The following is a 4,413-nucleotide window of genomic DNA, read 5'->3' on the forward strand; positions in this document are numbered from 1 at the left end:
CCACGGCACCCAGCACGTACTCGCCTGGTCCCTATGGCGAAGAAAGAGCCAAGCCCGAGCCCGCATCAGCCACTACAAACGCAGAGGACATCACGAAGTGTCGTTGCAGTATTAGGGGGCGTCCGGTGGCGTCGTCACGTCGATCAGCCGGCACACCGTCTCGATGTCCGTCTTCACCTGGGCGATCGACGCCCGCCCCGACAGCCAGGTGATCAGCGCCGAGTGCCAGGTGTGCTCGATGACTCGGACCGCGGACAGTTGCTGTGGTGTCGGATGCTCCAGGCCCATGGCGTCCAGGATGATCGCCGTCGTGATCCGCGAGACGGTGTCCACCTCCGGGCTGACGCTGCGGTCCGCGAAGGTCAGCGCACGCACCATCGCATCCGCCAGGTGCGGTTCGCGCTGCAGTGCGCGGAACGCCCGCATCAGGGTGCCGGCGACCCGCTGCGCCGCGTCGTCCCCGGCCGGGGGGCGCTTGTGCAGCGTGGTGTGCATGTGCTGGAGCTGGTCCTGCATGGTGGCGACCAGCAGATGGATCTTGGACGGGAAGTAGCGGTACAGCGTGCCCAGGGCGACCTCGGCGGCCTCCGCGACCTCACGCATCTGCACCGCCTCGAAGCCGCCCCTGCCGGCGAGCTGGGCGCTGGCGTGCAGGATGCGGCGGCGGCGGGCCTCCTGTCGCTCCGTCAGGGGCGGCGAGGCCGACTTCGCTTCCGCTGTCATGTGTCCCCATCCATGGCTTCTGTCCGCAACCGGAGGGAGGCGCTCGGTCTCCCGGCGGCGCACAGCATGCCAGGGCGGCCGGTCGTGGCGCGAATCACCTGATCCGGCCGTTGCACCGACGCTACCTGCCGGTAGATTCGTAGCTCATTGAACGATCCAGTCTGAAACTTGTTCTAGATTAGCGTGAGCGGTTACGCTCCGGCGAACACGCAGTGAGAAGGGGGCCGAGTGTGACCGCTGAGGCCGTAGAGACGGGCCCCCGCACGGGCAGCGACACGTCGGGCACCGCCGGCGACCGTCCGTTGCGCATCGCGCTCCTCACCTACAAGGGCAACCCGTTCTGCGGCGGCCAGGGCGTCTACGTACGCCACCTCGGCCGCGAGCTCGCCCGCCTCGGCCACAGCGTCGAAGTGATCGGCGCCCAGCCCTATCCGGTGCTCGACGACGGCGTCCCGCTCACCGAGCTGCCGAGCCTGGACCTCTACCGCCAGCCCGACCCGTTCCGCACCCCGAAGCGCGGCGAGTACCGGGACTGGATCGACGCCGCCGAGGTCGCCACCATGTGGACCGGCGGCTTCCCGGAACCGCTCACCTTCAGCCTGCGCGCCCGACGCCATCTCGTCGCCCGCCGCGGCGAGTTCGATGTCATCCACGACAACCAGACCCTCGGGTACGGGCTGTTGGCGGACCTCGGCGCCCCGCTCGTCACCACGATCCATCACCCCATAACGGTCGACCGGCAGTTGGACCTGGATGCCGCCGAGACCCGTCGTCGGCGTGCCTCCGTCCGCCGCTGGTACGCCTTCACTCGCATGCAGAAGCGGGTCGCGCGCCGGCTGCCCTCGGTGCTCACCGTCTCCGGCTCCTCCAAGCAGGAGATCGTCGACCATCTCGGGGTGCGGGGGGACCGTGTCCACGTCGTGCACATCGGCGCGGACACCGAGCTGTGGTCGCCCGACCCCTCGGTCGCCGAGGTCCCCGGCCGGATCGTCACCACCTCCAGCGCCGACGTCCCACTGAAGGGCCTCGTCCACCTCGTCGAGGCACTCGCCAAGCTCCGCACCGAGAACCCGCAGGCGCACCTCGTGGTCGTCGGCAAGCGGGCCGAGGACGGACCTGTCGCGCAGGCCATCGAGCGGCACGGACTCCAGGACGCCGTCGAATTCGTCAAGGGCATCAGCGACGCCGAACTCGTCGACCTGGTGCGCGGCGCCCAGATCGCCTGTGTCCCCTCGCTGTACGAAGGCTTCTCGCTGCCCGCAGCCGAGGCCATGGCCACCGGCACGCCCCTCGTCGCCACCACCGGCGGTGCGATCCCCGAGGTCGCGGGCCCGGACGGCGAGACCTGCCTGGCCGTCCCGCCCGCCGACGCCGGGGCGCTGGCCGACGCGCTTGCCCGGTTGCTCGGCGACCCGGAACTGCGGGCCCGGCTCGGCGCCGCGGGCCGCGCCCGGGTGCTCTCCCGCTTCACCTGGAAGCAGGCCGCCATCGGCACCGCCGCCCTCTACCGCGAGGCGATCGCCGCCCGCGTCGGCACCACGCGCCCCGGCGGCCGTCGTTGACACCGCCGCCCGCCCTCGTCGTCCTTGCCCACTGATACCCCCCGACCGCGAAAGCAGGCATTCGTGCTGACCGTGGACTTCACCCGCTTCCCGCTCGCCGCAGGTGACCGAGTGCTCGACCTGGGCTGCGGCGCCGGACGCCACGCCTTCGAGTGCTACCGGCGCGGCGCCCAGGTCGTGGCCCTCGACCAGAACGGCGAGGAGATCCGCGAGGTCGCGAAGTGGTTCGCCGCGATGAAGGAGGCCAAAGAGGCCCCCGAGGGCGCCACCGCCACCGCGATGGAGGGCGACGCGCTCAACCTGCCGTTCCCCGACGAGTCCTTCGACGTCGTGATCATCTCCGAGGTGATGGAACACATCCCCGACGACAAGGGCGTGCTCGCCGAGATGGTCCGGGTCCTCAAGCCCGGTGGCCGGATCGCCATCACCGTGCCGCGCTACGGCCCGGAGAAGGTCTGCTGGACACTCTCCGACGAGTACCACGAGGTCGAGGGCGGCCACATCCGCATCTACAAGGCCGACGAACTGCTCGGCAAGATCCGCGGCGCCGGCCTCAAGCCGTACGGCACCCACCACGCCCACGCCCTGCACTCGCCGTACTGGTGGCTGAAGTGCGCGCTCGGGGTGGGCCGCGACGGCAAGGACGCGGCGCTGCCGGTCCGCGCGTACCACAAGCTGCTGGTCTGGGACATCATGAAGAAGCCGGCCGTCACCCGGGTCGCCGAGCAACTGCTCAACCCGGTCGTGGGCAAGAGCTTCGTGGCGTACGCGACCAAGCCGCACCTGCCCGTGGCCGCCGCCGAGGACCTCTCCAAGGCCGAGGCGTGACCACTCCCGAGCAGACCGAACACCTCGTACTGCCCGGAGTCCTCACCGCCGAGGAGGCCCTCGAGACCGTCGCCGGCCTCCTCGCCGCGCAGTGCGAGGACGGCGCGCTGCCCTGGTTCCGCGGCCACCACCTCGACCCTTGGGACCACACCGAGGCCGCCATGGCCCTCGACGCGGCGGGCGAGCACGCCGCCGCGGAACGCGCGTACGAGTGGCTGGCCCGGCATCAGAACGAGGACGGCTCCTGGTACGCCGCCTACCACGACGGAGACCCGGACCAACCGACCGACCGCGGCCTGGAGACCAACTTCTGCGCCTACGTGGCCGTCGGTGTCTGGCACCACTACCTCGCCACCGGCGACGACGCGTTCGTCGACCGGATGTGGCCGACCGTCTACGCCGCCGTCGAATTCGTGCTCCGGCTCCAGCAGCCCGGCGGCCAGATCGGCTGGAAGCGCGAAGCCGACGGAACCCCCGTCGACGACGCGCTGCTGACCGGCTGCTCCTCCATCCACCAGGCGCTGCGCTGCGCACTCGCCATCGCCGAACGGCGCGAAGAGCCGCAGCCGGACTGGGAGCTGGCGACCGGCGCGCTGGCCCACGCGATCTGCAACCACCCGGAACGCTTCCTGGACAAGAGCTGCTACTCGATGGACTGGTACTACCCGGTCCTCGGCGGCGCGCTCACCGGAACGGCCGCCAAGGTGCGGATCGAGGAGGGCTGGGACCGCTTCGTGGTCCCCGGCCTCGGCGTGCGCTGTGTGCTGCCCAATCCGTGGGTGACCGGTGGCGAGAGCTGTGAACTCGCCCTGGCGCTCTGGGTGATGGGCGAGTCGGACCGGGCGCTGGAGATCCTCCAGTCCATCCAGCATCTGCGCGCCGACGGCGGCATGTACTGGACGGGGTACGTCTTCGAGGGCAACCGGGCGTTCTGGCCGCAGGAGCTCACCAACTGGACCGCCGGTTCGCTGCTGCTCGCGGTGGCCGCGCTCGGCGGCGACGAGGCGACCACCGCGGTCTTCAGCGGCGAACGGCTGCCGCGCGGGCTGGAACCGGACTGCTGCGGCTAGGGCGGGTGCCGAAAGCAGCGTCGTCCGCCCCCGGCCGGTCGGTCTTACGACCTCCCCCACGATAGGGAGCGGATCAGCGAGCGGCGTCGTGCGGCTTCGATTGCAAGGCGGAGGAAGGAGTCGACGCGGAGCGTCGTTGACTGACGACAACGCCGCAAGCGGAGTCGCAGGGCGTCGGGAGCCCGCTCCCTATCGTGGGGGAGGTCGTTAATCGGCGGGTCCCGCCGTAC

4 protein-coding genes are annotated in these 4,413 nt (G+C 70.7%); 3 read left to right on the top strand and 1 reads right to left on the bottom strand.

Annotation, left to right across the window (positions count from 1 at the left end):
- Positions 1–111: 111 nt before the first annotated feature.
- Positions 112–723 carry a TetR family transcriptional regulator gene (locus ABTZ94_RS36365; protein ID WP_351207536.1) on the bottom strand — a complete coding sequence of 204 codons (612 nt, stop codon included), beginning with the start codon at positions 721–723 and terminating at the stop codon, positions 112–114.
- A 230-nt stretch (positions 724–953) separates the two neighbouring features.
- On the opposite strand from ABTZ94_RS36365, the gene ABTZ94_RS36370 reads away from it, so the two are divergent.
- The 3 genes from ABTZ94_RS36370 to ABTZ94_RS36380 all read left to right on the top strand — a co-directional run bounded on the left by ABTZ94_RS36370 (position 954) and on the right by ABTZ94_RS36380 (position 4,183).
- Positions 954–2,285 (top strand): glycosyltransferase family 4 protein, encoded by a 1,332-nt coding sequence (locus ABTZ94_RS36370; protein WP_351207538.1) that lies wholly within the window; start codon positions 954–956, stop codon positions 2,283–2,285.
- Between the two features lie 63 nt (positions 2,286–2,348).
- Positions 2,349–3,113, top strand: coding sequence for a class I SAM-dependent methyltransferase (locus tag ABTZ94_RS36375; RefSeq protein ID WP_351207540.1), 765 nt, complete (start codon positions 2,349–2,351; stop codon positions 3,111–3,113).
- Positions 3,110–4,183 carry a prenyltransferase/squalene oxidase repeat-containing protein gene (locus ABTZ94_RS36380; RefSeq protein ID WP_351207542.1) on the top strand — a complete coding sequence of 358 codons (1,074 nt, stop codon included), beginning with the start codon at positions 3,110–3,112 and terminating at the stop codon, positions 4,181–4,183. Before ABTZ94_RS36375 ends, ABTZ94_RS36380 begins: the two co-directional genes overlap by 4 nt.
- The last annotated feature ends 230 nt before the right edge of the window (positions 4,184–4,413 follow it).

It is taken from the genome of Streptomyces sp. NPDC002785 (assembly GCF_040295565.1).
In the GTDB taxonomy this organism is placed as follows: Bacteria; Actinomycetota; Actinomycetes; order Streptomycetales; family Streptomycetaceae; genus Streptomyces.